The sequence below is a fragment of the Bacteroides sp. An269 genome, from assembly GCF_002159755.1.
GTDB classification, from domain to species: Bacteria; Bacteroidota; Bacteroidia; order Bacteroidales; family Bacteroidaceae; genus Phocaeicola; species Phocaeicola intestinalis.
The window spans coordinates 1-754 of record NZ_NFJG01000245.1 but is presented as its reverse complement, the minus strand read 5'-3'; the positions used below and the strand labels follow the sequence as shown (position 1 = coordinate 754).

Genomic DNA, 754 nt, shown 5'->3' with positions numbered 1-754 from the left:
ATGACGATGTGATATCCATGGGCGGCACCATCCGCCGTCTGGTGCAGCAGGGTCACGACGTGCATGTGGCATACGAGACTTCGGGCAATATTGCCGTAGGCGATGAGGAAGTGGTACGTTTCATGCACTTCATCAACGGATTCAACCAGCTTTTTGATGAGAATCAGAACGAGACCATCCGCAAGATGTATGCCGACATCAAGCAGTTCCTGCTTCAGAAGAAGGAAGGCGACATCGATACGCGGGATATCCTGACCATAAAGGGGCTGATCCGTCGGGGCGAGGCACGTACGGCATGCACGTATAACCGCATCCCGCTGGACCATGTGCATTTCCTCGACCTTCCTTTCTACGAGACGGGGCGCATCGAGAAGAACCCCATTAGCGAGACGGATGTGCAAATCGTCCAGAAGCTGTTGCAGGAGGTGCAGCCTCACCAGATTTATGTAGCCGGCGACCTTGCCGACCCCCATGGCACGCACCGTGTCTGCACCGATGCCGTACTGGCAGCTATTGACGAGGAAAAGAATGCCGGTGCCGCATGGTTGAAGGATTGCCGCATCTGGATGTACCGCGGGGCATGGGCGGAATGGGAAATCGAGAACATCGAGATGGCTGTGCCGTTCAGTCCCGAAGAGCTTCGTGCGAAACGGAATTCCATCCTGAAGCACCAGTCTCAGATGGAGAGTGCCCCGTTCCTGGGCAATGACGAGCGCCTCTTCTGGCAACGCAGCGAGGACCGCAACCGTGGCAC

1 protein-coding gene is annotated in these 754 nt (G+C 56.5%); it reads left to right on the top strand.

The genetic code is table 11. From position 1 onward, the window contains the following. On the top strand, positions 1–754 hold a 754-nt coding region (locus B5F71_RS19560), incomplete at both ends, for a PIG-L family deacetylase (protein ID WP_206423877.1).